The 26,528-nt window shown below is 55.2% G+C and carries 22 protein-coding genes; 16 read left to right on the top strand and 6 right to left on the bottom strand.

The features are described from left to right. Window positions 1–18: 18 nt before the first annotated feature. The 4 genes from HMPREF0573_RS01825 to HMPREF0573_RS01810 form a co-directional block, all read right to left on the bottom strand. A complete protein-coding gene (locus HMPREF0573_RS01825; RefSeq protein WP_004008380.1) occupies window positions 19–723 on the bottom strand; it encodes an ABC transporter ATP-binding protein in 705 nt (234 codons plus the stop codon). Further along, a complete protein-coding gene (locus tag HMPREF0573_RS01820) occupies window positions 716–2,566 on the bottom strand; it encodes a branched-chain amino acid ABC transporter ATP-binding protein/permease (protein ID WP_013188729.1) in 1,851 nt (616 codons plus the stop codon). Before HMPREF0573_RS01820 ends, HMPREF0573_RS01825 begins: the two co-directional genes overlap by 8 nt. Window positions 2,567–2,569: 3 nt before the next feature. Then, a complete protein-coding gene (locus tag HMPREF0573_RS01815; protein WP_013188728.1) occupies window positions 2,570–3,454 on the bottom strand; it encodes a branched-chain amino acid ABC transporter permease in 885 nt (294 codons plus the stop codon). A 94-nt stretch (window positions 3,455–3,548) separates the two neighbouring features. Continuing rightward, window positions 3,549–4,739: an ABC transporter substrate-binding protein gene (locus tag HMPREF0573_RS01810; RefSeq protein WP_041797875.1), complete on the bottom strand. Its 1,191-nt coding sequence runs from the start codon at window positions 4,737–4,739 to the stop codon at window positions 3,549–3,551. Window positions 4,740–5,080: 341 nt separating this feature from the next. On the opposite strand from HMPREF0573_RS01810, the gene rho reads away from it, so the two are divergent. From rho to HMPREF0573_RS01765, 9 genes are all read left to right on the top strand, one after another. Then, a complete protein-coding gene (gene rho / locus HMPREF0573_RS01805; protein ID WP_013188726.1) occupies window positions 5,081–6,850 on the top strand; it encodes a transcription termination factor Rho in 1,770 nt (589 codons plus the stop codon). A 233-nt stretch (window positions 6,851–7,083) separates the two neighbouring features. After that, window positions 7,084–8,469, top strand: a complete 1,386-nt coding sequence (locus HMPREF0573_RS01800) for a C40 family peptidase (RefSeq protein ID WP_236589526.1) — start codon at window positions 7,084–7,086, stop codon at window positions 8,467–8,469. A gap of 18 nt (window positions 8,470–8,487) precedes the next feature. Then, window positions 8,488–9,735, top strand: coding sequence for a tRNA lysidine(34) synthetase TilS (gene tilS, locus HMPREF0573_RS01795; protein ID WP_013188724.1), 1,248 nt, complete (start codon window positions 8,488–8,490; stop codon window positions 9,733–9,735). A 103-nt stretch (window positions 9,736–9,838) separates the two neighbouring features. Beyond that, window positions 9,839–10,393: a hypoxanthine phosphoribosyltransferase gene (hpt, locus tag HMPREF0573_RS01790; protein WP_013188723.1), complete on the top strand. Its 555-nt coding sequence runs from the start codon at window positions 9,839–9,841 to the stop codon at window positions 10,391–10,393. Window positions 10,394–10,732: 339 nt separating this feature from the next. Then, entirely contained in the window at window positions 10,733–13,012 is a 2,280-nt protein-coding gene (ftsH, locus tag HMPREF0573_RS01785) for an ATP-dependent zinc metalloprotease FtsH (protein WP_004008372.1), read from the top strand. Next, window positions 13,009–13,584 carry a GTP cyclohydrolase I FolE gene (folE, locus tag HMPREF0573_RS01780; RefSeq protein WP_004008371.1) on the top strand — a complete coding sequence of 192 codons (576 nt, stop codon included), beginning with the start codon at window positions 13,009–13,011 and terminating at the stop codon, window positions 13,582–13,584. Before ftsH ends, folE begins: the two co-directional genes overlap by 4 nt. Before the next feature lie 70 nt (window positions 13,585–13,654). Next, window positions 13,655–14,545 (top strand): dihydropteroate synthase, encoded by an 891-nt coding sequence (folP, locus tag HMPREF0573_RS01775; protein ID WP_004008370.1) that lies wholly within the window; start codon window positions 13,655–13,657, stop codon window positions 14,543–14,545. Between the two features lie 15 nt (window positions 14,546–14,560). Next, window positions 14,561–15,859: a 2-amino-4-hydroxy-6-hydroxymethyldihydropteridine diphosphokinase gene (gene folK / locus HMPREF0573_RS01770; RefSeq protein WP_013188721.1), complete on the top strand. Its 1,299-nt coding sequence runs from the start codon at window positions 14,561–14,563 to the stop codon at window positions 15,857–15,859. After that, complete coding sequence (locus HMPREF0573_RS01765) at window positions 15,859–16,341, top strand: DUF3180 domain-containing protein (protein ID WP_004008368.1); 483 nt, start codon at window positions 15,859–15,861, stop codon at window positions 16,339–16,341. Before folK ends, HMPREF0573_RS01765 begins: the two co-directional genes overlap by 1 nt. A gap of 38 nt (window positions 16,342–16,379) precedes the next feature. On the opposite strand, the gene HMPREF0573_RS01760 is transcribed toward HMPREF0573_RS01765, so the two are convergent. Beyond that, window positions 16,380–16,889, bottom strand: a complete 510-nt coding sequence (locus HMPREF0573_RS01760; RefSeq protein ID WP_004010064.1) for a hypothetical protein — start codon at window positions 16,887–16,889, stop codon at window positions 16,380–16,382. Window positions 16,890–16,973: 84 nt separating this feature from the next. On the opposite strand from HMPREF0573_RS01760, the gene HMPREF0573_RS01755 reads away from it, so the two are divergent. Further along, a complete protein-coding gene (locus HMPREF0573_RS01755; protein ID WP_236589528.1) occupies window positions 16,974–17,786 on the top strand; it encodes a hypothetical protein in 813 nt (270 codons plus the stop codon). 4 nt (window positions 17,787–17,790) lie between these two features. Next, window positions 17,791–18,864, top strand: a complete 1,074-nt coding sequence (gene disA, locus HMPREF0573_RS01750; RefSeq protein ID WP_004008365.1) for a DNA integrity scanning diadenylate cyclase DisA — start codon at window positions 17,791–17,793, stop codon at window positions 18,862–18,864. Between the two features lie 33 nt (window positions 18,865–18,897). Here the strand turns inward: disA and HMPREF0573_RS01745 are convergent, their stop codons facing one another. Next, complete coding sequence (locus HMPREF0573_RS01745; protein ID WP_004008364.1) at window positions 18,898–19,893, bottom strand: CPBP family intramembrane glutamic endopeptidase; 996 nt, start codon at window positions 19,891–19,893, stop codon at window positions 18,898–18,900. A 290-nt stretch (window positions 19,894–20,183) separates the two neighbouring features. Here HMPREF0573_RS01745 and rpsL point away from each other — a divergent pair, with 290 nt between their 5' ends. The 5 genes from rpsL to HMPREF0573_RS01720 all read left to right on the top strand — a co-directional run bounded on the left by rpsL (window position 20,184) and on the right by HMPREF0573_RS01720 (window position 26,456). Beyond that, the gene (gene rpsL / locus HMPREF0573_RS01740) at window positions 20,184–20,558 is read left to right on the top strand and encodes a 30S ribosomal protein S12 (RefSeq protein WP_004008363.1); all 375 of its coding nucleotides are present in this window, start codon (window positions 20,184–20,186) and stop codon (window positions 20,556–20,558) included. Window positions 20,559–20,560: 2 nt separating this feature from the next. Continuing rightward, complete coding sequence (gene rpsG / locus HMPREF0573_RS01735; protein WP_004008362.1) at window positions 20,561–21,031, top strand: 30S ribosomal protein S7; 471 nt, start codon at window positions 20,561–20,563, stop codon at window positions 21,029–21,031. 99 nt (window positions 21,032–21,130) lie between these two features. Continuing rightward, a complete protein-coding gene (gene fusA, locus HMPREF0573_RS01730; protein WP_036324454.1) occupies window positions 21,131–23,263 on the top strand; it encodes an elongation factor G in 2,133 nt (710 codons plus the stop codon). Window positions 23,264–23,472: 209 nt separating this feature from the next. After that, window positions 23,473–24,669, top strand: coding sequence for an elongation factor Tu (tuf, locus tag HMPREF0573_RS01725; RefSeq protein WP_004008360.1), 1,197 nt, complete (start codon window positions 23,473–23,475; stop codon window positions 24,667–24,669). Window positions 24,670–24,848: 179 nt separating this feature from the next. Continuing rightward, window positions 24,849–26,456, top strand: coding sequence for an aldehyde dehydrogenase family protein (locus HMPREF0573_RS01720; protein ID WP_041798122.1), 1,608 nt, complete (start codon window positions 24,849–24,851; stop codon window positions 26,454–26,456). The last annotated feature ends 72 nt before the right edge of the window (window positions 26,457–26,528 follow it).

Here is a 26,528-nt window from a genome sequence, read left to right as displayed (position 1 = left end):
TCCATTTTACAAACACGGTTATCCTCCCAGGTAGGCATGTTTAACTTCGTCGCTAGCCAGCAGTTCTGCGGCGTCGCCTTGCAACACAATCTTGCCGGTCTCCATCACGTAGGCGCGCGAGGCAATCTGCAAAGCCATGTTGGCATTTTGCTCTACTAATAAAATCGTAGTTCCCATTTCTTTAATCTTGACGATGATGTCAAAAATTTCTTGGACAAACAGTGGAGCCAAGCCCATCGACGGCTCGTCCAACAGTAGGACGCGCGGTTTTGCCATCAGACCGCGCCCCATGGCGAGCATCTGCTGTTCGCCCCCGCTAAGCGTCCCCGCTAGCTGATTTTTCCGGTCAGCCAAGACCGGGAAACGGTCAAACACCATTTTTAAATCCGCGGCGGTACCGCTCCGGTCTTTGCGCATATAGGCACCCAAATCAAGGTTTTCCATCACGGTCATGGTGGGGAACACCCGGCGACCTTCCGGAACATGTACCAGACCGTGTCGTACCCGCGAGCGTGGGGAGGACTTGGTAATTTCCTCGCCGTCTAGCCAAATCGAGCCTTCTAAAGGGCGTTCCAGACCGGAGGCGGTGCGTAACGTGGTGGTTTTGCCGGCTCCGTTAGCGCCAATCAGGGTGACGATTTCGCCTTCTTCCACGCGCAGGGAAATACCTTTCAGAGCTTGGATGCCACCGAAAGAAACTTTGAGGTCTTTAATCTCAAACATTTTCTACCTCCTGCCCCAGATAGGCTTCGATAACCTTCGGATTGTTACGAACTTCCTGTGGTGTACCCGAAGCGATGACCACGCCGTGATCGAGCACGTAGAGACGCTCGCAGATGGTCATCACCAGTGACATATCGTGCTCAATGAGCAGGATGGTGAGGTGATAGCGCTGGCGCAGTTTTGCAATCAACGCCGTGAGCTGGGCAGTCTCAGCTGGATTCATCCCCGCCGCCGGTTCGTCCAACAACAGCAGTTGTGGGTTAGTCGCCAGGGCACGAGCAATCTCGAGGTGACGCTGTTCCCCGTAGGAGAGGTTTCGAGCATGTTCACCAGCTTTTTCAGCGAGGTTCATCATTTCTAGCAGCTGCAGAGAGTCTTTGTGGACGCGTTGGCGCGACCGTGACCAGGACGGCAAATGTAAAAAGGACGCCAGGAGGGAATATTTTTCGCGCTGTTCCATTGCGAAAACCACGTTGTCCAGCACAGTCAGGTCCTTGAACAAGCGGATGTTTTGGAAGGTACGGGCGATGCCGCAGCGAGAAATCACAAAGGGCTTTTGACCGGCGATAGAGATCTCCCCACCCTTCGGGTCAGGGCGGAAAGTAACCGTGCCCGACGAGGGGGGATAAACTCCGGTCAGCAGGTTGAATACGGTGGTCTTGCCTGCCCCGTTGGGTCCAATCAGTCCAATTAGTTCTCCGGGCTGCAGATACATGTCAACGTCCGTGAGTGCAGCGAGACCGCCGAAGTGTCGCGTCAAACGGTGCACGTCCAAGATGGCATGAGCGCGTTGCGACGATTCTTCCTTCTCTTCCGAATTGGGCTCTAGGTGGGGTGTTTCTTTCTTCGCAGCAGAAGGGGCGGGCAGGGCGTTGCTACGTTTCGGTTCGCCCTTCCCGGTAGGCTTACGCAACAACCGACCAAAAACCTTAAAGTTCAGTTCCTTGGTGCCCAACAGTCCTTGCGGGCGGAACACCATGAGGATGACCAAAACCAAGGCGTAGAGAATCATCCGAATCTCCGGGAAGGGCTGGAGCAGGGTGGAGACTACCGCCAGCAAGATTGCCGCAATTATCGAGCCGGTCAGTGAGCCCAAGCCACCCAAGACCACTATCACCAGGATGTTTATAGACATCATGAAGTTGAACAAATCCGGCTTGACAAAGAAAAAGTTCCCGATGTACAAACCGCCGCCGACAGCTCCAAAGAAGGAACCAACCACGAAAGCCAAGGTCTTAATTCTTGTGGAGTAAACCCCGATGGATTCAGCAGCAATTTCATCCTCGCGGATTGCGATACAGGAGTGCCCGTGACGAGAGTCTAGGAAGTTACGAATCAACACGATAGTTCCGGCAGTGAGGATAAAGAGAATGTTCCAGTCCGTGAACTGCAGCTGAATGAACAGCCCGGCAGCCCCTCCGGAAAACTCCAGATTTAGCAGCAGCACACGAATGATTTCCGCCATACCCAGAGTGGCGATAGCCAAGTAGTCGCCCTTTAGACGCAGTGTTGGCAGACCAATGAGGAAACCGATACTGGCGGCAAAGATTCCGCCGACGAACAATCCCCAGAAGAAACCGCCGTAGGTGGGAATTGCGGTGACAATGAGCCCGGTGGAATAGGCTCCCACCGCCATGAATCCCGCATGTCCCAGGGAGAATTGCCCGGTGAACCCGGTGACCAGGTTCAACGACACCGCCAGGATAATGTTCACGCAGATGGTGACCATAGTGTTAAAGATGTAAGAGTCGATGACTCCCACCGTGATGAGGGCGTAACCCAACCCCCAGAGGACCGCGAGTATGATGGCTTGCGCAATGATACTTTTTATTCCTGGTTTCATGGCTTAGACCTTCTCCTGTACGTTCTTGCCGAGGATGCCGGCGGGTTTAAAGATGAGCACGATGATCAGCACCAGGAACACCGTGGCGTCACGGAATGTGGACAGCCCCAGAGAATTCACGATTGTCTCTAATAAGCCGACCAAGTAGCCGCCAACTAACGCGCCTGGAATCAACCCGATGCCACCTAACACAGCTGCCACAAAGGCTTTCAAGCCCGGCATAATGCCCATTAGCGGGGTGATGGAAGTGTAATACAGCCCCCACAGCACCCCGGCGGCACCAGCCAAAGCGGAACCGAGAGCAAAAGTGAAGGAAATCGTGTTATCGACGCTGATACCCATGAGTTTGGCGGCGTCTTGATCCTGACTGACCGCGCGCATGGCTTTCCCAATGCGAGTTTTCTTAATGATGAACTGCAGGACAACCATCAAAATCACGGAAACCACCACGATGATGATTTGAATCATGGACAGGTTCACCCCACCGAAGTGGTAGCTAGCTCCGAGCCAACCGGTTTGGGCGGGATAGGCGCGCGCCTCGGCTCCGACAAAGTACATGGTTACATACTCAATCAACAGAGACATACCAATGGCGGTAATCAGTACGGCAATCCGGGTCGAGTGGCGCAGCGGCTTGTATGCCAGACGCTCAATCAGCATCCCCAAGATTGCGCAGATAATCATTGCTGCCAGCAGGGATGTGAACGGGTCGAGGTGCAGCAGGACCATTCCCGCGAAACCGGCGTACGCCCCGACCATCAGGACGTCGCCGTGGGCGAAGTTAATGAGCTGAATGATGCCGTAGACCATGGTGTATCCCAATGCGATAAGCGCATAGATACTCCCCAGCGACAGGCCGTTAATCAGCTGTTGCAGTATCAAATCCATGAGGAACGTTCTTTCTTAAGGTCCGCTGGGCGAGAGCCCCAAATCCGGTGAGGAGTCGGGCAAACAGGGCACCTCGCCCGGCGGACATACCCGACTACTTCAGGGCGTAGGCCTCAGCGGAGTCCTGGACACCGTCCTTTAGGGAAACCACAACCGCCGTCTTAATCGGGTCATGGGTCTGGGGATCCATGTCGAAAGAACCGGTCACTCCAGCGAAGCCCTTGGCATGAGCCATCGCTTCGGCAATAGCTGGACCGTTCAGCTCTTTTGCTTCACCAATCGCCTGGGCTACGAAGTAAGCCGTGTCGTAGCCCAAGGCGTTGAATGAGGAAGGTTCCTCGCCGAACTTATCCTGGTAGGTCTTGATAAAGTTCTGGAGCTTAGTGTTGGAAGTATCTAGCGCTGAGTAGTGCGAAGTAAAGAAGACGTTGTTCAATGCCGAGGCGCCTGCCAGTTCCAGTAGGGTAGGGGAATCAAAGCCGTCGCCTCCCAGAATCTTGGCGTTGATACCCAGTTCGCGTGCCTGCTTGATGATGAGTCCGACTTCCTGGTAGTAGCCGGGGATATAGAGCACATCGAAATTCTTGCCCTTGATGTTGGTCAAGGTCGCCTTGAAATCGGTGTCGCCGGCCACGTAGCCTTCTTCGGCGACGACGGAACCACCAGATTTGGTGAAGTTTTCCTGAAAGTTCTTTGCCAGGCCTTTTGCATAGTCTGAAGAGGTGTCCCCCATGATGACTGCGGTCTTGGCGCCTAACTTTTCGGCGGCATATTTTGCCATCACACCGCCCTGATAGGAATCGGAGAAACAGGTGCGGAACGCGAATTCTTGGAGTTTGCCGCCGGTGACGGTCACATCATCCGCGGTGGCAGAACCGGAAATTACCGGAACTTTATTTTGGTTACCGGCGGGGATGACCGCTTTGAAAGAACCGGAGGTTGCCGGACCAATCATGGTCAGGACCTTGTCCTGGCTCATCAGTTTGGTGGCCAAAGTGGTGGCTTCGGCTGGCTCTGACTTGGAATCGTATTTCACGATTTCAATCTTTTTGCCTTTGACGCCGCCCTTGGCGTTGATTTCAGCAAACGCCAGTTCGATGCCGTCCACATTTTGTTTACCGTAGGTGGCGACTGCGCCGGAAAGTTCGTAGTTAACACCGATTTTTATCGTGTCACCAGTAGCGGCGTTGCCCCCTGCCACGGGTCCAGAGCTGGGTGAGGTGCAGGCCGTCATGCCGGTCAAGGTGAGTGCTGAAATTGCAGCAGCCGCAATTATGCGTTTCATCAGAATGCCTTTCTTTGAAAAATGAAATCTTTCGGGTGAGATAGAGAATCCAAATCCGCAAAGCATTGAATGTTAAAATAAAACACAAAGCGGCGGAAACTACATCCCTAGTGCCCCGGAATTGCGTTGCTGCGGTAGCTTCCGATACTCGATAGACCATTGTGTGGTCCGGGTGATGACGGGGTCACGCTGACGAGGTTGATACTCGTTTTGTTGAAACCTTAGCGTGGAGGTATGATTTTATCAACACGGCTCAGCCGCGGGTCCGTAGAAATCTTCCGGACCAACCCCGATTCGTATTCTTGAGTCGGTCTGCTTGCGAACCTTCGTAATTTGGAACGTTGCGCGAGTTTTTACCCATTACCTTTGAGATAAGGATACTTGTGAACGACAATCAACTGGCTGCTATGAAGCTTTCGGAACTGCGCGAACTGGCAAAGTCGCTAGAAATCAAAGGCATTTCGCAGGCTCGGAAACCGCAACTCATTGAAGCGATTATTGAAAAACAGCAATCTGGAGGTTCTGCCGGTACCTCCGCACTTGCAGAGACTGCTGCGCCGGAACAGACTCGTGTCGCTGAACATGACGGCGAGAAAGATGCTGCCATCTCCGCGAGCCAGGCACGTGCGGCGCGTCGTCATCGTCGGGCTTCTGCTCCGGCAGGAGAACCCGCCGTGGATGAAACTTCTGAAAAAGCTGCCACTCTTGACGTAAAGGCTGCGTTGGAACGTGATTTGGGAGCCACTCCCACGCGTCAACGCCGTAACCACGATGATGTCGATTCAGTCACCGAAAACAATCCTCAACTAGAGGCGGTAGCTCAGGGAGCTAGCGTGCGCCGTGAACAAACTCAAGAAGAGCGCAGCGAACACTATGATCGTCGTAATCGCAACGATCGTCGTGGTCGGAACCGTAACCGCAATCGCGGGCGCGATCGGGATGACAACGACAATACCAACAGCAGCGACGAGATTAGCCCTGAAGAATTGCTGCCCATTGCCGGTATCTTGGAAGTGAAAGAGAATCACGCCTTCGTGCGAACCTCCGGGTATCTGCCCGGTCCCAACGATGTTTACGTGACTTTGGGACAGGTGCGCCGGTGGGGGCTGCGTTCTGGCGACGCGATAGTGGGAGCCGTGCGCAAGCCTCGTGAAGGTGAAGAACGTCGCGTCAAGCACAACGCTTTGGTGCACCTGGAGTCCATTAACGGTCAGAGTCTCGAGGAAGCCTCGCAACGAATCGAGTTTTCCAAGCTCACCCCGCTGTATCCCGATGAGCAGTTACGTTTGGAAACGTCTTCGAAGGTGCTGGCTCCGCGGATTATTGACTTGATGGCTCCTATCGGGAAGGGGCAGCGCGGTTTGATTGTGTCCCCGCCAAAAGCTGGCAAGACCATCATCTTGCAACAGATTGCTAACGCGATTTCCATCAACAACCCGGAAGTTCACATCATGGTGGTCCTGGTGGACGAACGTCCGGAGGAAGTTACCGATATGCAACGCACGGTCAAGGGCGAGGTTATTGCCTCGACTTTCGACCGCCCGGCTTCGGAGCACACCACCGTGGCAGAACTCGCCATTGAGCGGGCTAAGCGCCTGGTGGAGTTGGGTGGCGATGTCGTGGTATTGCTGGATTCCATCACCCGTTTGGGGCGTGCTTATAACCTTGCCGCCCCGGCTTCGGGTCGGATTCTCTCCGGCGGTGTGGACGCGTCGGCGCTGTATCCGCCCAAGCGTTTTTTTGGGGCTGCCCGCAATGTTGAAAACGGCGGTTCCTTGACGATTATTGCTACAGCCTTGGTCGAAACCGGCTCCAAGATGGACGAAGTTATCTTTGAGGAATTCAAAGGTACCGGCAATATGGAGCTGCGTTTGTCTCGTGAACTGGCTGAAAAGCGTCTGTATCCGGCAGTGGATGTCAATGCTTCGGGCACTCGTCACGAAGAGGTGCTGTTCACGAAGGAGGAGCTGAGCGTGCTGTGGCGGTTGCGTCGTGTGCTGGCGTCTCTGGAACTGGAACAGGCCGCGGGAGTGGTACTCCAGAAGCTGAAGGATACCCAGAACAATGCCGAGTTTCTGATGGCAGTCGCCAAGACGACTCCCACGGAATAATTCTTTTATTTTTCACAAGGTTCCCCTCTTGCGTTTGTGCGGGAGGGGAACTTTTTTTGGTTGGGTAGTTGATAAAAGCAGCGATAATTGTGCGTACAAATGTTACTACTGTTACTAAAGTGAATCCTGAGATTATTGTAGAATTCAGTGAATTTTGTTTAGAATAGTTAAATCTGATGTAAACTGCCGATGGATGTGGCTAGGGTTAAAGAAGCTGTTAAGGGAGGCAGACTTTGAGTAACGCAGACCATTTTGGACCATGGCGGCGTCGCTTGGCGGTAGTGAGTGTAGCTGCGGCTATGACTCTGGGGATGGGAACAATTCCCCTGGCGGTGGGAGCCCCCAGCGCCAAATCTGACCGTATCGCCCAACTGGAAAGCGCTATCGCCCGCAACCGTGTGAAAGTCGATGCAGCCCAGTTACACTATGCCCAAACGGCAGAGGATTTCGCCGAGGCTACGGATGCGCTGAATGCTGCTACTTCCGAGGCAAGCGAAAGCGCGAAAAAAGCCCAGGCGGCAAAACGAGACGCCGACGCAGCGAAAGCGAAATTGGGTCGTCTTGCCGTGGCGATGTATCGCCAAAACGGCAATGGATTGTCGGATTTTGCAGCGATTACTGAATCAGATGCCTTCCGTAAAGCCGCTTTGAAAGAAGCTGCCACTGACGCTCTAGGCAATCAGGCGGACAGCCAAACTCAGGGATTGATGGCGTTGCAAAATGTCGCCGAGGTCTTGCGTGACAAGGCCGATCGCGCTGCCAAAGCCAAGAAAGATGCCGCTGTTAGCTTGGCTACTACCGAGAAAACTGCCCGTAACCAGGCCCAAGATGCTCTGGATGACCTCAAGAAACTGGAAACCCAACGGGAAAAAATCATCGTGGAGCTCGCGCGGGAACGCGACGTGACGATCGCGGAAGAAAAAGCCCGTCAGGAAAAAGTCGAGCAGGAACGCCAAGCTGCCTTAGCGGTCGCGGCGCAGCGCAAACGTCAAGAACAAGAAGCCTTGGCAGCTCAGCAAGCTGCTGCCCGAGCAGCTCAACAAGCGGCCGAGCAAAAAGCCCGTGAACAGGCAGCGAAAGCGGAAGCTGACCGCCAGGCGCGGCAGCGCGCGGCAGCTCCGGCAGCTCCGGCAACGCAACCTTCAAATCCGGCACCACCACCTGTTGCGGCTCCTCCGCAGCCAGCGCCACCGTCTCCTGCAGCCGCTCCGGCTCCGCGGGTCGTGAGCCCTCCCAGCCGGGCTGCCAGCGGAGGATACGGACCTGCCCTGTTGGAATGGGCCAAAACCAAGACTGGTCTCCCTTACGTTTGGGGTGGAACCGGACCGAATGGTTATGACTGCTCTGGACTGGTCTATGCGGGAATGAGAGAACTGGGTAAAGGCGTGCAACGTTCCGCGGCAGCCCAATACAACGCCTACGCCAATGTGCCCTTCAGCCAGAAACAGCCGGGAGATTTGGTGTTCTGGTCCAATAACGGGACCGGTAGCGGGGTCTACCACGTAGCGATTTACTCTGGTGGCAATACCATCCTGATGGCGCCCAAGCCAGGTAGCTCCGTGGGCACTTTCAACATCTATAATCAAAACAGGATTATGCCTTTCGTGGCGCGCCTCTAATATAGTAGAGTGCGCCCCATGAGTTCTCTGCCCCCATTTGTTAGCCCTGAGGGTGCCGAAACACGCCTGTGGGAGCGCGATGCCGGGGGAGCTTTGGGGGAAATCCAGCTCGCGGTGCGCCGGGTGCTGCAATCACTAGGTTCCCCTGACGATACTCTGCTGTGCCTGGCGCTTTCGGGTGGTCCTGATTCGCTGAGTTTAGCGGCGGCGCTGGTTCGCGTCGCCCTGCATCACCCGCATCCGTGGGACGTGAGTTGCTTCACGGTAGATCACGGCTGGCGACCTGAATCCGCCGCAGAATCACAAGCTGCCGTCCAGTGTGCCCGTGAGCTGGGGTTTTCTTCGGCGATGGTGTTGCGGGGCGAAAGCGGCGGGGGCGCAAACGGACCAGAGGGAGAGGCGCGCCTGTTGCGCTGGGGATTGTTGGCACGCGCCGCCGTCGCCGAGGCCAAAGCCCAGGGGAAGGACCACGCGGTTATTCTCACCGGACATACGCTGGATGACCAGGCAGAAACCGTCTTGTTACGTTTGGCGCGGGGATCTTCGTTACGTTCTATTGCGGCCATGAGAGAATTTGAGACCCTGGATTGCAAAACCGGTCTGCCCTTACGTTTTGCCTGGAGAGAGGCAGATTCCGGTGCTGTTGCCGCGGTGGATTTGAGCCTAGCGCGTCCGTTGCTGGGAATCCGGCGGGAACTCACCCAAGCCGCTTGTGAACAGGCCGGGCTCGTGGCTGTCAACGATCCGAGCAACCGAATGGAAGGTCCCGTGAAAACTGCCGCCGGCCAGCCGTTACCTCGTGCTGCTATCCGCGAGCAGGTCATGCCCGCGCTCGCGGCCGCGCTCGGACAAGACCCCGCTCCCGCACTGGCACGTCTGGCCGGTCAGGCCGCCGCGGACGACACCATACTGGGAATGCTCGCGGGAGAGGTCTTTTGGGAAGTGCTCAGCGATGAGCCCGGCGATTGGGAACCGGGGGACAGTGTGAAACTTGAACTCACAGTCATTGAGGGGTACAAATACCGCGACCTAATCCGCTATTCCGCCCCGGTTCTGCGCCGGGTGGTACGCCGAGCGAGCCTGTTAGCGGGGGCGAGGGCGGATTCCCTCACTGCAGCCCACCTGCGTGGCGTAGTGGACCTGATTCGTGACTGGCATGGACAAGGCCCGCTGACCCTGCCTGGAATTACGGTGACCCGGCGGGGAAACTTCCTGGAATTTAGTGCCAGCCAGAATCGCTCCGACTCAAAACAGCAACCAGAGTGAGCCAAATTCTGACGCATTTAGGCATTGCGGAGGGAAGGTCTAAAATGGACACAGTCCAGTGGAACACTTTTAGAATGGACCTGCGATTTGAGGGAGGCATGTGATGGACGCTGCAGACATGGGCGCAGACATGGAACGGGTCTTATTGACCGAGGAACAAATACAAAACAGGCTCACTCAAATGGCGGCGGTCATTGACAAAGACTACGAGGGTCACGAACTCCTGCTGGTGGGCGTGCTGCGTGGGGCGGTCATGGTGATGGCAGACTTAGCGCGGAAACTGCACTCGCCCATTCAGATGGACTGGATGGCAGTGTCTTCCTATGGCTCCGGGACGAAATCTTCCGGAGTGGTACGGATTTTGAAAGATTTGGACACAGACATCAAAGACCGCCACGTCCTGATTGTCGAGGACATTATTGATTCCGGTCTCACTCTGTCTTGGTTGGAGGCAAACCTGCGCACTCGCGGGTGTGCCTCGTTGAATATCGCGACGTTACTGCGTAAACCCGATGCTGCCAAAGCGGTGGTTAACCCGCGCTACGTCGGCTTCGATATTCCCAATGAATTCGTGGTTGGATACGGTCTGGATTATGCCGAGCACTATCGCAACTTGCCGTTCATCGGGCTGCTAGCGCCTCACGTTTACGAAAAGTAACGTTGCGGATACTTTGGGGAACCGCGTAGTCAGGATTTACGGTAATTCAGATCGCCGTGCTTCGTGTCTGCTCCCGGAGTGGCGCGGGTCGGGGCTGTAGAGCAGTCCAGAGTCTCTCGGTTCAGGGGGATTGGGTATATTTACGCGTATTTCTTTTGTTTTTTAAGAAAGTAAGTTCTCCTTTTGCGCCGATTTCTATCGCGTCTGCGAGTCAAGAACCAGACGCGATAGCAACTTTCAGGTGCTTCCCCTTTGACTGGTATAAAACTGCGGTAATGTAACCATTTTTGAGCTGTTTGGTAGGCTTAAGGGGTAGTACCGGATAACGGAAAAGTGAACATGGACAAGACAAATAAAACTCAAAAGAAAAAACAAATCTCCGGCGGCATCGCGGTCTTTGTAGTCATTGCCATCATTGTGGCTTTCATGGTTTTTTCTGCCCAAGGCGGTCCCAAGCGCATCACCACCGGCGAAGGGCTGACGCTGCTGCGGGGTAACACCGTCGAGAAAGTCGTGATTAACGATGGAACCCAAACCGTCAGTATGGAGTTGACCAAGTCCTACCAACGTCCGCGGGTTTACCTGCCGAAAGACGGTCCTTTCGGGTTGAAACCGAATGCTGACGCGGGCAAAAAAGTCTCTTTTTCTTATGTTCGCCCCCAAGCAGAAACTGTTGCGAACGCGGTCGCTGACGCGAAACCAAAGAAGGGCTTCGATTCTATCTATCCGGTGTCCTCCTGGTGGGAGTCCATGCTCACTTTGATGGTGCCGATGATTATCCTCTTTGTGGTATTTTTCTGGTTTGTTTCGCGCATGGGCGGGGGGATGGGTCCTCTCGGAATGGGTCGAGCCAAGCCTCGAACGTTCAACAAAGAAGACAAAACGAAAGTGACTTTTGCCGATGTGGCGGGGGTCAATGAAGCTGTAGAGGAATTGCAAGAAATCAAAGAGTTCCTGGCGGAGCCGGAAAAGTTTCACAAGCTCGGGGCGAAAATTCCCAAGGGAGTGCTGCTCTATGGTCCTCCCGGTACCGGTAAAACCCTGTTGGCGCGAGCTGTTGCGGGCGAAGCCGGGGTGCCGTTCTTTTCTATGAGCGGTTCAGAATTCGTCGAGATGTTTGTGGGGATGGGTGCCTCGCGAGTGCGAGATTTGTTCGAGCAAGCACGGGCAGCAGCTCCAGCCATCATTTTTGTAGACGAAATCGATGCGGTAGGGCGTCACCGCGGTACCGGTTTGGGCGGGGGTCACGATGAACGTGAACAGACCTTGAACCAACTGCTGGTAGAGATGGACGGATTTGATGAACGCACCAATGTCATCATGATTGCCGCCACAAACCGCGCTGACGTGCTCGATCCGGCGTTGCTGCGACCCGGTCGTTTTGACCGTCAAGTGGCAGTTGAAGCGCCAGATCTAAAGGGTCGCGAAGCGATTTTGGCGGTTCACGCCAAGAACAAGCCCTTGGACCCCGAGACGGACATGAAATCACTGGCTAAACGTTCCCCCGGTTTTACCGGCGCGGATTTGGCCAACGTGTTGAACGAAGCGGCTTTACTGGCGGCACGTCACAGTCGGGAAACCATCACAGCTCAGGATCTTGATGAAGCGGTAGACCGGGTCATTGCCGGACCTCAGAAGCATTCTCGAATCATGAACGACCACGACAAACTGGTCACTGCTTATCACGAGGGTGGTCACGCCTTGTGCGCCGCGGCCTCCAATTATTCCGACCCCGTGACGAAAGTGACGATTCTGCCGCGCGGACACGCCTTGGGCTACACCATGGTCATGCCCACCGAGGATCGCTATTCCGAGACCCGTAATCAGCTGTTGGACCAACTGGTTTACGCTATGGGCGGGCGAGTCGTGGAGGAAATCGTGTTCCAAGATCCCTCTACCGGGGCGTCTAACGACATTGAAAATGCCACCGCTATCGCCCGCAAGATGGTGACCCGCTGGGGCTTGTCGGCTGGTCTGGGAGCGGTTCGTTACGGCAGCTCTCACGACGAACCTTTTGTGGGCATGGATTACGGTAAAGCGCAAGAGTATTCCGATTCCACTGCCCATGCTATCGACGCGGAAGTACAGGATTTGATGGAAGCTGCCACGCGAGAAGCCTGGTCCATCATTACTGAAAACCGTGACATTTTGGATACGCTGGCACGCCGGTTGCTGGAGGAAGAAACTCTGGACGAAAAAGCCCTGGACGTCATCTTTAAAGATGTTAAGAAGGCACCGCGTCGTAAAGTCTGGCAGTCTTACGAAGGATTGACTGCTAATGACCGGGGACCCATTGAAATTCCAGAAGCTGTGAGGATTCGTAACGCCAAAGCCAACGACGAGTCCGGAGAAGGCTTCGCTTTGGACGGTGCCGACCGTCCCCTGGCGGATTCCGGTATCGGGGGGACCGTGCCTTTTGAGCAGGGAGAAGTGAACACTGCAGATAGCCCGACAGCCTCGGAACCAAACACCACGACCCCGGCTGATTTGGGTCTGCCGGTTCCTCCCGTGAGGAATGAACAAGAAGTGCGTATTCTTGATGACACCGACCCGCTGCCCTCGGTCGAAAAGAGTGGGGAACCTTTGCCGACATCACCCAGTGAGGAAGAAAAACAATGAACGCGAGCTACAACCCTGATGGGGTGACCCAGGCTGTACGGGATTTGTTGGTAGCAGTAGGAGAGGACCCCGACCGGGAGGGTTTACGCGACACGCCGGAGCGGATGGCTCGCTCTTTTGCGGAGATGCTGCAGGGATACCGAGAGGATCCTAAAAAGCATTTAGAGCGAATGTTCCCGGTGGAGCATAATGACCTGGTCTTGGTCAAAGACATACCCTTTAACTCCATGTGTGAACATCACCTGTTGCCGTTCGTTGGTCTGGCGCATGTGGGTTATATTCCGCAGGGGAAACGAGTTACTGGGTTGTCCAAGTTGGCACGGCTGGTAGACGGTTACGCCCATCGGTTGCAGGTGCAAGAACGTCTGACTCAACAGATTGCCGATGCGTTATGGGATGTGCTGCAGCCGCAGGGAGTCATTGTGGTGCTGCAGGCTGAACACATGTGCATGACAATTCGCGGAGTGAAAAAGCCGGGAGCGCGCACCACGACATCCGCGGTTCGCGGGGTGATGGAACAATCCAGCACGACGCGGGCTGAGGCGATGAGTCTGATTTTGTCCGCAGACTAGCGCACTGTGGATTATTGGTTCGGGATTTCCCGAAGCTGTTTTAAATTACAAAACTAAGGAGTAATCGGTGATGACCGTTCCCATGGATACACATCCTGAGCCATCGGTATCGTCTCTGCCAGACTATCTGTGCCCGCCACGCACGTTGGTAATGGGGATTTTGAACGTAACCCCGAATTCCTTTTCTGATGGGGGAAAATGGTTTGATTCAAGCCAGGCAGTAGCGCATGGTTTGGAAATGGTGGCACAGGGAGCTGACCTGATTGATGTGGGGGGTGAATCCACCGCGCCCGGTCGCAAACCGGTGGAGGTTGAAGAAGAAATCGCCCGTGTCCTGCCGGTGATTTCGAAACTGTCAGAAGCGGGGGTGACTGTTTCCGTGGATACTCTGCATGCGGAAACTGCCCAGGCGGCCGCGGCGGCGGGAGCCAGCATCATTAACGATGTTTCGGGTGGCATCGTGGATGACACCATGTTTGCCACCATTGCCACGTTGCAGTCACGTTACCCGCAGCTGAGCTACATTTGCCAGCATTGGCGGGGCAGTCCTGAGGTAGCTAACCAGTTGGCAGTTTATGACAATGTTGCTGCGGAAACCTGGCGCGAGGTGGAGTCGCGCCTGGAGCTAATGCGCCACAGCGATATTGATATGCGGCGAGTCATCATTGATCCCGGTCTGGGGTTTTCCAAAGTTGGCGAACAGGATTGGGAAGTCCTGGCTAACCTCGAGGTGTTTTTACATCGGGGCTACCCGGTGCTTCTCGGACCATCGCGGAAACGATATTTGGCTGACTTGGAAACAGTCGCGAGTGACCGGCATGCCCGTGACGATGCCACCGCGGCAGTTTCTATGTTTTGTGCGCTGCACAAGGTTTGGGCAGTGCGGGTACACAACGTTGCCCCGGTGGCAGTAGCTGTCCAGGCGGCAGCTCGCCTGGACGCCCACCGCCATTCTTGTTGAGAGGCAGTTTTGAAAATGACTTTGCATAATGCTTCCAATTCGGATTTTCCCCAGGAAATCCGTGGACGTCAGGTTGACGTGCTTGACTCATTAGACGGGCTCGATTCCATTACCTTGCGCGGAATTTTCGCGCGGGGTATCCATGGAGTTTTGGAATCTGAGCATCACGCTCCGCAGGATTTTTCAGTCGACCTCACCTTGTGGTTTGATTCCCGTAGGGCTGCCAGCTCGGATGACGTCGCCGACACCGTTGACTACTCGGTCGTGGCAGAAAAGATTGTCGCGGTCATTGAGGGGAAAAGTGCCGCTCTGATTGAACGTCTGGCTACGCACATCGCCTTGTCTGTATTGGAGGACTCGCGCATTGCAGCAGTCCAAGTCACCTTGCATAAGCCACACGCGTGTCTCAACGTGCAATTTGAAGATGTGGCGATACGTATTTTGCGGACTCGGTCAGATTTTGAAGCACACCAGGCTGATTTTCCGGTCAATCTGACCCAGCGTCCGGATCAGATTCGCCCCGCAGTTTTAGCTTTGGGTGCGAACTTGGGCAATCCGCTGGCAACCCTGCGAGAGGTCGTGGCAGCCTTGCAGTCTGCCCCAGAGTTTGAGCGCGTGGAAGTCTCACCCCTGGCACGGACTCGTCCGGTGTTGCAACCCGGTGCTGCCCCGCAACCGGATTATTACAACGCAGTGGTGCGAGTATGGTCGCGGTTGTCTGCCGTAGAGCTGTTAAAGCTAGCGCATCATCTTGAGGATAGCCACGGGAGAGAACGCCCTTATCATTGGGCAGCACGCACTTTGGATGTTGACGTGATTGACGTGGAAGGGGTCGTTTCGGCAGATTCTCGTTTGGTCTTGCCCCACCCGCGAGCCGCCACGCGGGCGTTTGTCCTGGTGCCTTGGTCGCAGCTGGACCCGCAGGCAACTTTGGAAGGTCGCACTGTCGCCAAACTCGCAGCGTGGGCACAAGACGTCGACGGTATCGTGAACTTGTGGGCAGACTGGCTGGAAACCAATCTAGATACGGAATCGGCAAAACCGGCGTCAAACCTTTCTGCTGCTGGTTCTTCGGGTACTCCCGAAGTTTCTCCGCGGAGCGATTCTCCGGTCAGGGACCGTGACAGTTTCGGTCTGCCGTCTTGGCAAGCCGCCTTGCCCCAGACTGAAGCCCGGCCTCGCGTGGTCGACAATGACACTGAAATCGACATTATCCGTCAACAATCAGTCGCTCCTGCCGCGAGTTCTCTTTCCTCCGCATCGCCCGCGGTTCCGGTACCGGAGTGGAAACGGGTCAGGAGACGGCGGCACTGATGAGTCACACGAGACCCGTCGTCCTGGTGCTCCTGACAGTGGTGGTGGGAGCTCTAAGCGCCACGTTGCTGAACTTCCTGTACAACCAAGGCGCCTCGCTGCCGCGTGATGGGGTGGAGTTTGGCTTAGTGGTCCTGATTATTTCTCTCTTGAGCGCGTGGTTGGCAGCGCAGGTGCAGCGCCTCAAGAAGCGCCAGTCGACATGGATGAGTGCGGTGGGGGCTGCTCGGGTGGCGGCGTTGTCTCTCGCTCTGTCGCACACTGGTGCCATATTCTTGGGCTATTTTGGGGCGCAGACTCTTTTCATACTGGTAAACCTGGGAAATGATGCCTTAGCGGATATGTTATGGAAAAAGATAGTGGCGGTCATTGGTGCGGTACTGATGACCATCACGGGGCTGGTAGTAGAAAAAATCTGCACCATTGACCCGAAGGATCCGAAATCTCAGTCCTCGCCTGGGGCAACTCCGGAAGCTGCTTGAGATTCCGGGGCAGAGGTTTCTCGAACCGGCGCTGGGAATCAGTTCGTTTGTGCGTCGTCAATCAGATAGCCCGCTGCAAACAGCAAGGAGATGGGGATAGCTTGGCGAGTATGAGCCAATTTCACCCCGGACAGACGGCGGCGCTCACCCCGGCGGAACAACCAGAATTCAAACCAAATACTGCATCCCAGCAAGACCGTCCCGAAAGCTCCCAGAAGCATCAGTACGCGCCAATCCAGATTTTTCGGATCAAATTTCACATTGTCGCTGGTCATTTCCCAGGCCTCTTGATCGGGGCTCTCCGATGCGATGTCGTCTCGTACCGCGGTGACAGTATCCCGTGCTACCAAAGCGGTCAAAGCCGTTAGGGCGGGAATAATGCCTAATCGTACCCATGCTCGTGGTTTCTTCTCCGTGAAAAAATCAGGGGAGGCATACCAGGCAAAAGTCAGCAGGGAGCCGATACCGGTGATGGCGAGTTGGTGGGGGGTAACAATCTTGTGGCGGGTACCCCTGACGGAGGACTCGTGCCTTGTTGACGCGCTCATGAAAACTCCTTTGTTTTGACAAAATTCTAACAACTAACGGCGTGGACTTTCGGGTTTTGCGTCTCTAAGCCGTAACTTAGGAGCATGACTGGCACCGGGACAGATGAGAATCGCACAGCGCGACAACCGCGCACAACGGTGTCCCGAAACGGCAGAAACTCAGGAACTGTCCCAACACGTCAGACACCAGCGCAGGCCGCCGCTAAAAAAGCAAAAAAACGCGGGACATCGCGTCCTCCGAAGTACACTAAAGCCCAAATTCAGCGCAATCGTTTGATTGCCCTGGCGATTGTCATTCTGGCAATAGTGGGAATGGTGGTTGCGATTCGTGAAGTCGCTGCCGCATTTACCCGGTGGCAAGCGACGCAGGCCGCAGAGGCTAAGGCTTATCAAATGCGGATGGAAGAACGCACTTTTCCCGCGCCACAACCCTGCGCGGACAAATCCTTGGGAATCACCCTGACCCATCCCAGCGCGGTGCTTACCGTCGGAGCTGGAGATCAAGCCGAAATGGTCGTGCACAATACCGGTAAAACTGCCTGTACCGTGGTGATCGACCCCACTAAAGTGGGGATGCAGATTATTTCTGGCAACCAAATCGTCTTTAATTCGACCAGTTGCCAGCCTGCCGATGCCCCCCGCAAGCAACTGTTACTGGATCGCGGCATGACCTGGAAACAGACCCTGAAATGGGACGGTAAGATGCAAAATGCAGATTGCTCGCCCGCTAGCGACGCGGCAGCTGCCGGTACATACCGCCTCAATGCGGTGTGGAACGGAGCCGTTACCGGGACAGAAACGGTCTTTGCCATCCAAGATCCACCCCCTGCTCCCAGCTCAGCGCCGGAAAGCGCGCCGGAAACCAGTCACGAAAACACCACGAAAACAGTAGGATGAGATTATGAACGATGCGCAGAGATTCCGGGAAGTAATCACCATGCTGGCTCCTGGTACCGAGCTGCGCGACGGTCTGGATCGAGTCATCCGGGCACATGCTGGCGCCCTGGTAGTTCTGGGCTATGAAGACCACATCAAGCGAATCTGTTCAGACGGTTTTGAGTTCGATATTGATTTCTCGGCTACCCGGCTGCGGGAACTGTGCAAAATGGACGGTGCTGTCATCATCGATCCGAACAAATGGCGGATTCGTCGGGCTAACGTCCAACTGCTCCCTGACCCCTCCATCCCCACCACAGAATCCGGAATGCGCCACCGCACCGCGCATCGTGTCGCGGTGCAGAGCGGCAACCCGGTCATTGCTGTATCGCATTCTCTGCGGGCAATTTCGCTATATCTGGGCAATAAGCGCTATGTGCTGGAAGACCCGGAGACCCTGCTGACCCGCGCCTCTCTGGCGATTGATACCTTGGAAAAGTACCGGATTCGATTGAACGAAGTTTCAGACTCGCTGACCACCATGGAAATCGACGACATGGTCACCGCCCGTGACGTGGCACTGGTGGTGCAGCGTCAAGAAATGGTACGCCGAGTCGGGCATGAAGTCTCCGATATGCTCATTCAGCTAGGTGAGCACGGTCGTTTGCTGAAAATGCAGCAAGCTGAACTGATGCGTGGCTTTGCAGTGAACCGTTCCCTATTGATTCGTGACTACATGCCCGATGAATACTCAGAGGAAAAGATTGTCAATCGTCTGGGCGAACTGGATGATGCAGAATTGTTGGATTTGAGCCTGGTCGCCCGCATCATCGGAGTGAACGGGATGGGTTCAGAGATCTTAGAGATTCCTTTGAGTGCCCGCGGTTTGCGGATGCTGGCGCGGATTCCACGTCTCCCTGCTCATATTGTCGAGGCGATCACTCGCCGCTGGGGGACTTTGTCCGAGCTGCTGGAGGTTTCCACCGAGGAGCTGATGGAAATCGAAGGCGTGGGACCGGGGCGTGCCCAAATCATCCATGACAGTCTGGAACAGGTCGTCGAGAACTCTGCTCTGGAGCGTATCTCGTCACACAGTTAGGGGTTTAGCGGGGTTGCCACATAAGTGTGGAGCTTAGGCTTCCGGTTGGACTGACGGGGTAGTTTGATTGTGTGACGGTGTCCCGGCGGAGTCTGCAGGGTGACGGCGCATTCGCAGCACGATTAGCGTTGTCGCGACCAAGCAAACGATGGCGGTTAAGAAAGACCCCTCCATTCCGACACTGCCGCCGGTAATCCACTCGGGACCGACAAAAGTGCCTTGCAACAGACCACGTTGTTCCCCGGTGCCTGATACGACTGATCCCCAAAAAGACCCCTGCACCGCGTTCCATCCAAAGTGCAGTCCGATGGGGAACCATAAGCGTCGTTTCCACAGGTAGGCGGCCCCCAGTAGCGGTCCACCACTGAGCGCTAAGGCAACTACGCCCATTCCCGTCATGCCGGGATTCATCAGGTGGAGTCCACCGAACACCACGGTGGACATGACCAGCGCCCACACCGGTCCCCACGCCCGATCAAACAGGCGCACCATCACCCCGCGGAACAGCAGTTCCTCCCACACGCAGGACACTAGACCCATAGCTATGCCCAGTCCCACGCCGGGTTCGACACTGACCTTTACCAACTGCCAGTGCCCGCTGACCCACAGCAGCAGCATCGGGAGACTCACCAGCCCTGCCCCTACGGCGATTCCCGCTAGGGTTTCGGGCAGGGCAAACTTGGCAGCCAGCTCTGACACGGGACGTTTCGCTAGTTGACCAACCAAAAAACGATAGACAGCAATCTCTGCAACACACAGAATCAGACCGCAAATCCCCAGGGCTACGGGGGTGTCAAAGACTTCCCGAGGAGAGCTGCCGGCGTGTGTACCAGCGCGGTAGATATGCAGTGTTAAACCCGTGACCAGCAAGTAGACCCCAATCAGAGCCAGGGGCAATAAAGTTGCCTGCATCCATACGCCTTTTTCTCCGGTGAGGCGTTCCGTGGCGGCGCTTGCAGCCAGAAGGGGACTCTTCGCGCCGGGTTCTAAAGGTTCGGGAAGTTCGGGTTTTGGCTGGTTGTCGCTCATGGGTTCATTTTAGTGCAGCCAGATTTTGCCCGCGTGTTGACTGGTTTTGTTGCAGTCAAGCTGTTTTGGTAAGATTTCTCTTTGGTGTCTGTTTTTAGCCACCCAGAGTCGTGCGAAGAAACTCGTGCGAACAGCGGGCTCGCTCCGTTCGAGCTCCGGACGCAACCTGAAATGCCGTTCTTGAATCAAGGACCCAAAGGAAGGCGGACCGGCCCCCGGACGGTACAGCTATGTCCGCGGGGCGGCTATAAAGCCTTAGATTCCAAACATATTCAAGAAACGGAGTTACTGTGCCTACTATTGAACAACTTGTCCACCAAGGACGTACCAGCAAGCGCACGAAGTCCAAGACCCCGGCCTTGGCAGGCTCTCCGCAGCGTCGTGGTGTGTGCACTCGTGTGTACACCACCACCCCGAAGAAGCCGAATTCGGCTCTGCGTAAGGTCGCACGTGTGCGTCTTTCTTCCGGCATCGAGGTCAGCGCCTACATTCCCGGCGTTGGTCACAACCTTCAGGAACACTCCATCGTGCTGGTGCGCGGTGGTCGTGTGAAGGACCTCCCCGGTGTGCGCTACCACATCGTGCGTGGCGCTCTCGACACTCAGGGTGTGCGCGACCGCAAACAGGGTCGCTCCAAGTACGGTGCGAAGAAGGAGAAGAAGTAAGAATGCCTCGTAAAGGACCGGCGCCTAAGCGCCCACTCATTGCTGACCCGGTGTACAACTCTCCGCTGGTCACTCAGCTCGTCAATCGCGTCCTGCTGGACGGGAAAAAGTCTGTGGCTCAGAACATCGTCTACGGTGCGCTGCAAGGCGTGGCTCACAAGACCGAGCAGGACCCCATCGTGGTGCTTAAGCGCGCGATGGAAAACATCCGTCCGCATCTGGAGGTCCGTTCCCGTCGTGTCGGTGGGGCGACGTACCAGGTTCCGGTGGAAGTTAAAGCTTCTCGTGCGACCACTCTGGCGCTGCGTTGGTTGGTGGATTTCTCCCGTCAGCGTCGCGAAAAGACCATGACTGAACGTCTCATGAACGAAATCTTGGATGCCTCCAACGGCTTGGGTGCCGCGGTGAAGCGCCGTGAGGACGTTCACAAGATGGCTGAAGCTAACCGCGCCTTTGCCCACTACCGCTGGTAGTCGCCGGGCAGTCGCTAACCGTAAGTTCCGGTTGCAAGTCAGCACCGAGGGACTTTTGGAATTACAAGAAACAACAAACACTAACGAAGGGACATGCCCGTGGCACTTGACGTGCTAACTGACCTTAAGAAGGTCCGCAACATTGGCATCATGGCACACATTGATGCCGGTAAGACGACCACGACGGAACGCATCCTGTTCTACACCGGAATTAACTACAAAATCGGTGAAACTCACGATGGCGCTTCGACTATGGACTGGATGGAACAGGAACAAGAGCGCGGTATCACCATTACCTCCGCGGCTACCACCTGTTTCTGGAACAAACATCAAATCAACATCATCGACACTCCCGGACACGTGGACTTCACCGTTGAGGTGGAACGTTCCCTGCGTGTTCTGGACGGCGCGGTAGCAGTGTTCGACGGTAAGGAAGGCGTGGAGCCGCAGTCCGAAACCGTGTGGCGCCAAGCTGACAAGTACAACGTGCCGCGTATCTGCTTCATCAACAAGATGGACAAGCTGGGCGCTGACTTTGATTTCTCGGTTCAGACCATCATTGACCGCTTGGGCGCTCGCCCGGTCGTGATGACTTTCCCGATGGGTGCCGAATCCGACTTTGTCGGTGTAGTCGACGTTTTGCGTCAGCAAGCCGTGTACTTCCCCGAGAAAGACGCTGATGGCAACGATACCAAGGGCGCCATTGTCGAATACAAAGACATTCCCGCAGAATACCAGGAAAAGGCCGCAAAGTATCTCGAAACCGCTACCGAAGAGGCTGCTGAAGCCAGCGATGAGCTGATGGAAACCTACCTTGAGAACGGTGAGCTGAGCGTTGACCAAATCAAGCAGGGAATCCGGGCGCGTACCATCCGTTCCGAAATTTACCCGGTCTACGGTGGCTCCGCTTTCAAGAACAAGGGCGTGCAGCCTTGCTTGGACGGGGTTATCGACTATCTGCCCTGCCCGTTGGACGTCGAGGAGGTTCGTGGTTTCCGTCCCGGTCACGAAGAGGACGGCGAAACCGAATCCCGCAAGCCTGACGAGAATGAGCCTTTTGCCGCCCTGGCTTTCAAGGTGGCGGTGCACCCGTTCTATGGCAAACTGACCTACGTGCGTGTTTACTCTGGTAAAGCCGAACAGGGCACCCAGATTTACAACTCCACTAAGGGCAAGAAAGAGCGTGTGGGCAAGCTGTTCCAGATGCACTCCAACCACGAGAATCCGGTGGAAGTTGCACACGCTGGTCACATCTACGCCTTTATCGGTCTGAAGGAAACCACCACCGGTGACACCCTGTGTGCCATTGATAAGCCGATTGTGCTGGAATCCATGACCTTCCCCGACCCCGTGATTCACGTGGCAGTGGAGCCGAAGTCAAAGGCTGACCAGGAAAAGATGGGTACTGCTATCCAGAAACTGGCAGAAGAAGATCCGACCTTCACCGTGCGTTTGGACGAGGAAACCGGTCAGACCGTTATTGGCGGTATGGGTGAGTTGCACTTGGACATCATCGTGGACCGGATGAAGCGCGAGTTTAAAGTCGAAGCTAACGTGGGCAAGCCCATGGTGGCTTACCGCGAGACCATCAAGAAGAAGGTCGAGAAGGTCGAATACACCCACAAGAAACAGACCGGTGGTTCCGGTCAGTTCGCTAAGGTGCTGGTGACATTCGAGCCGCTGAGCGAAGAAGAACGTGCCGAAGGCAAGACTTATGCCTTTGAAGACAAGGTCACCGGGGGTCGTGTTCCACGCGAATACATTCCTTCCGTTGACGCAGGCATCCAGGAAGCTATGGAATCCGGCGTGCTGGCTGGATACCCGATGGTGGACGTGAAGGCAACGCTGGAAGACGGCGCTTACCACGAAGTTGACTCGTCGGAAATGGCTTTCAAGATTGCCGGCAACATGGTGTTCAAGGAAGGCGCCAAGAAGGCGAACCCCGTCATCTTGGAACCCATCATGGATGTGGAAGTTCGCACCCCCGAGGAATACATGGGCGACGTCATCGGCGACCTGAATTCCCGCCGCGGCAACATTGCTTCCATGAACGACGGCCAGGGCGTGAAGGTTATTCGCGCCAAGGTGCCGCTGTCAGAAATGTTTGGTTACATCGGTGACCTGCGTTCCAAGACGCAGGGACGCGCGGTGTTCACCATGCAGTTCGATTCCTACGCCGAGGTTCCGCGTTCGGTTTCCGAAGAAATCATCGCCAATAACCGCGGTGCATAAGGGTTATTTTCCCTTTTCAGAGTGTTCCCGGAACGTTCGCCGGGTACGTCTCGACAAGAGCCGGGGACACTCTTGGGAAAACTCACAATATCCGCAAGAAGAAGAAATCAAGAAAAACTCAGGTAGGAAAATCCGTAAGATAGTGGTAATCTGACATCTGCTTATTTATTACGGAGCAAAACTACCTAAATCCAGGAGGAAAGAAAGAAGTGGCACAAGGCACTTATACTCATGACAAGCCGCACGTTAACGTCGGCACCATTGGTCACGTTGACCACGGCAAGACTACTCTGACTGCAGCTATCACCAAGGTGTTGGCTGATAAGTATCCGGATTTGCCCGCAAACAAGTTCACCCCCTTCGATCAGGTGGATAACGCTCCCGAGGAACGTCAGCGCGGCATCACCATCAACGTTTCTCACGTTGAATACGAAACCCCCAACCGTCACTACGCTCACGTGGACGCCCCCGGTCACGCCGACTACATCAAGAACATGATTACCGGCGCGGCGCAGATGGACGGCGCTATCCTCGTGGTGGCTGCTACTGACGGTCCGATGGCTCAGACCAAGGAACACATCCTGTTGGCTAAGCAGGTTGGCGTGCCCTCCATCCTGGTCGCTCTGAACAAGTGCGATTCTTCCGATGTGGACGAAGACATGCTCGAAATCGTCGAGGACGAAATCCGCGATGACCTGGAGAAGCAGGGCTTCGATCGTGACTGCCCGATTATCCACGTTTCCGCTCTGAAGGCCCTGGAAGGCGACCCCGAGTGGACCAAGAAGATTGAAGAGCTCATGGAAGCGGTCGATACCTACATTCCTGAGCCTGTTCGTGACCTCGACAAGCCGTTCTTGATGCCTATCGAAGACGTCTTCACCATTACTGGTCGCGGTACCGTAGTGACCGGTCGTGTGGAACGCGGCAAGCTACCGTTGAACGCCGAAGTGGAAATCGTAGGTATTCGTCCTACGCAAAAGACCACCGTTACCGGTATCGAAATGTTCCACAAGTCCATGGACGAAGCCTACGCCGGCGAGAACTGTGGTCTGTTGCTGCGTGGCACCAAGCGTGAGGACGTTGAGCGCGGTCAGGTTGTCTGCATTCCTGGCTCCGTGACCCCGCACACCAAGTTCGAGGGCAAGGTCTACATCTTGAAGAAGGACGAAGGTGGACGTCACAAGTCGTTCTACGACGGCTACCGCCCGCAGTTCTTCTTCCGCACCACCGACGTGACCGGTGTTATTCACCTGCCCGAAGGCACCGAAATGGTTATGCCTGGCGACACCACCGAAATTAGCGTTGAGCTGATTCAGCCTATCGCTATGGAGGAAGGTCTCGGCTTCGCTATTCGTGAAGGCGGTCGTACCGTTGGTTCCGGTAAGGTGACCAAGATTATTGCGTAATTACCTACGGTAGATTACACAGCGATGGGCAGGAAACGTAGTTTCCTGCCCATCCTGCTATTAACTTAAAGAATCCGTCAAAGCCCATAATAGCTTCCCACCTTAGCTATAATTGGTGGAGCTGTTTTTTGTAACTTTCCATCGACAGGCAGAGAGGGGTCGCGGTGCGTTCTGGTGTCTTGGACGACAGATTCTTTGCTACCTTGGCAGAATTTTTGTCCTGGATGCACGGCCCCCGCAAAGACGTGGTCGATGTGGAATCGGGACGACTGCTGACTAGGGTAGCTACGGCTTCTCCCGAAGATGCCCAAGAATCGCTGATGACAGTGCAGGCTGCCCAGGTGGTCTGGACGGAGATGGGGTCCTTTGGACGTGCCAAGGTCTTAGCTCGCTTTTCCCAGTTAGTGTGGAAGTTTCAAAATGAAATGGTCGCCCTGTCGCAAATGCTCAGCGGCAAATCATTGATTGACTCCCATGAGGAATTTCTAGATGTTTTGTCCACTGCGCGAAATATTAAATATAGCAGCCGCCGTTTAGGTAAACGGCGAGCTGGTAGGGGAGTGCTGCCAGGTTCGCGGTGGCGGGTCTACCAGCGGCCCTTGGGCACCGTGGGAATTTTTACGTCACCAGAGTGGCCGCTTTCTTCAGTTAACGATGTCCTCCAGGCGATTGCGGCAGGCAATGCTGTAGTCAATTTTGTGACTCCCCAAGCCGCTTTGGGTGCCGTATTGATGCACGCCATGCTGGTGGATGCAGGGATGCCTTATGGCTTGTGGAAAATCATTCCGGATACGACTTCCAAAGCAGGTCGTTCGGTAATTCCCGGTTTGGATATGGTGTCAGTTTTAGGCTCAGAAAAACTGGGACGCAGGATTTCACGAGTTTGTCAGGAATACAAGGTTCCTTTCAAAGGTTTCCTCCAAGTGCACAATGTCGGGGTGATTAGCGAAGACTGTCGTTTTGATCATGCGGTTCGGGCAATGGCACGTGCCGGTTTCCAATTCGCAGGGCAGTCCGTGAACGGAGCCGAAATCATCTGGGTACAGGAGTCTATTTTTGATTACTTTAAACTAGCTTTGAAAGATTTTGTGTCTGACCAGGTCACCATTGGTTCTCTGGATTCCGCTGACACTACTATGGGACCGATGTTGACCCCTCAGCGGATACAGAGAATGCAAGAGCTGGTGGACGATGCGGTCCAGCGAGGAGCCGAGCTGGTGCTCGGGGGCTATGCTGTCCCGGAATTGGGACCGTCTTTCTTTGAACCGACCATCCTCTCCAGAGTGCCACAAGATGCCGCGCTTTTTGAGAGCGAAGTGCACGGACCGATCATCTATCTGCAACCTTTCCAGGATCTCGCGGAAGTATCACGTTACTTAGGGACTTCACGACACAGTTACTGTACCTATCTGTTTACCGAATCCGAGTCTACGATGCGTGATTTTGTCCACGCGGTTGACGGCGCGGCGGTAGTCATTAACGATTCCTACATGAGTCTGTACTCGACATGGAACGCTCCGATTCAAGGTATCAAGAACACCGGTTCTGGAATCCGTCATGGGGCGGAGTCAATTTTGCAGTATTCCCGCGTGCAATCCGTGACCAGACAAGAAGGTCATCCCTGGATCTCAAACGACCTACAGCCCGGTAACAGGATGGAACGATGGAGCTTTTTCTCCAGTCGCGCCGCGGTGATTGCTTCGATTCTGTTCACCGACACAGCGATTGCCTATGCCTGGCGCAATATGTGGCACCACATTAAGAATCGAATTCACGGTCCAGTTTAGAACCGCTTTTGTCTCATCGTGCCCCGCATAGCAACGATTTGGGGACTAGCTCGACAAACGAGGCAGTAGACT

The sequence above is a fragment of the Mobiluncus curtisii ATCC 43063 genome (assembly GCF_000196535.1).
Taxonomy (GTDB): domain Bacteria; phylum Actinomycetota; class Actinomycetes; order Actinomycetales; family Actinomycetaceae; genus Mobiluncus; species Mobiluncus curtisii.
Note: the sequence above shows the minus strand (reverse complement) of the source record. Positions and strands in the feature narration are given on the sequence as shown.

Excerpts from the sequence above, each read along its gene's own strand:
- HMPREF0573_RS01825 (WP_004008380.1), bottom strand. The coding sequence starts at position 723 with ATGTTTGAGATTAAAGACCTCAAAGTTTCTTTCGGTGGCATCCAAGCT.
- HMPREF0573_RS01820 (WP_013188729.1), bottom strand. The coding sequence starts at position 2,566 with ATGAAACCAGGAATAAAAAGTATCATTGCGCAAGCCATCATACTCGCG.
- HMPREF0573_RS01815 (WP_013188728.1), bottom strand. The coding sequence starts at position 3,454 with ATGGATTTGATACTGCAACAGCTGATTAACGGCCTGTCGCTGGGGAGT.
- HMPREF0573_RS01810 (WP_041797875.1), bottom strand. The coding sequence starts at position 4,739 with ATGAAACGCATAATTGCGGCTGCTGCAATTTCAGCACTCACCTTGACC.
- tilS (WP_013188724.1), top strand. The coding sequence starts at position 8,488 with ATGAGTTCTCTGCCCCCATTTGTTAGCCCTGAGGGTGCCGAAACACGC.
- hpt (WP_013188723.1), top strand. The coding sequence starts at position 9,839 with ATGGACGCTGCAGACATGGGCGCAGACATGGAACGGGTCTTATTGACC.
- ftsH (WP_004008372.1), top strand. The coding sequence starts at position 10,733 with ATGGACAAGACAAATAAAACTCAAAAGAAAAAACAAATCTCCGGCGGC.
- folE (WP_004008371.1), top strand. The coding sequence starts at position 13,009 with ATGAACGCGAGCTACAACCCTGATGGGGTGACCCAGGCTGTACGGGAT.
- folP (WP_004008370.1), top strand. The coding sequence starts at position 13,655 with ATGACCGTTCCCATGGATACACATCCTGAGCCATCGGTATCGTCTCTG.
- folK (WP_013188721.1), top strand. The coding sequence starts at position 14,561 with ATGACTTTGCATAATGCTTCCAATTCGGATTTTCCCCAGGAAATCCGT.
- HMPREF0573_RS01765 (WP_004008368.1), top strand. The coding sequence starts at position 15,859 with ATGAGTCACACGAGACCCGTCGTCCTGGTGCTCCTGACAGTGGTGGTG.
- HMPREF0573_RS01760 (WP_004010064.1), bottom strand. The coding sequence starts at position 16,889 with ATGAGCGCGTCAACAAGGCACGAGTCCTCCGTCAGGGGTACCCGCCAC.
- HMPREF0573_RS01755 (WP_236589528.1), top strand. The coding sequence starts at position 16,974 with ATGACTGGCACCGGGACAGATGAGAATCGCACAGCGCGACAACCGCGC.
- disA (WP_004008365.1), top strand. The coding sequence starts at position 17,791 with ATGAACGATGCGCAGAGATTCCGGGAAGTAATCACCATGCTGGCTCCT.
- HMPREF0573_RS01745 (WP_004008364.1), bottom strand. The coding sequence starts at position 19,893 with ATGAGCGACAACCAGCCAAAACCCGAACTTCCCGAACCTTTAGAACCC.
- rpsG (WP_004008362.1), top strand. The coding sequence starts at position 20,561 with ATGCCTCGTAAAGGACCGGCGCCTAAGCGCCCACTCATTGCTGACCCG.